Source organism: Vibrio sp. 10N.222.49.C9 (genome assembly GCF_041474985.1).
Taxonomy (GTDB): domain Bacteria; phylum Pseudomonadota; class Gammaproteobacteria; order Enterobacterales; family Vibrionaceae; genus Vibrio; species Vibrio crassostreae_C.
In genome coordinates, this window is the sequence record NZ_JBFRVD010000855.1 from 1 (window position 1) to 305 (window position 305).

Consider the following 305-nt stretch of genomic DNA (forward strand, 5'->3'; position numbering starts at 1 on the left):
AATTAAAGGTGTTGATGTCTCTCTATTGGGTATGTCAGAAACAGACCGTACTACTGGCTTGAACCTAAATCTATTTTTTGGTGCAAACAAGGTAAACCAAGAAATGAAAGGTCTCTCTTGGGGTTGGTTCAACTGGAACACAGGTAAGTCAACCGGTGTTAACTTAGGTCTAGCAAACATTACGCACAATGTAGAAGGCTTAAACTGGTCAGCAGTGAACTTCTCAGATGGCCAAACCATGGCCGATGTAGGTCTGGTAAGCCTATCTAATAAATCCAATATCCAAGTGGGTATCTTCAACAACT

Annotated in this window: 1 protein-coding gene; it reads left to right on the forward strand. The window is 41.3% G+C overall.

The window, feature by feature from the left end; all coding sequences use genetic code 11:
• Positions 1-305: VC2662 family protein (locus AB4585_RS25925; protein ID WP_372171642.1), on the forward strand; the 305-nt coding region annotated here is incomplete at both ends.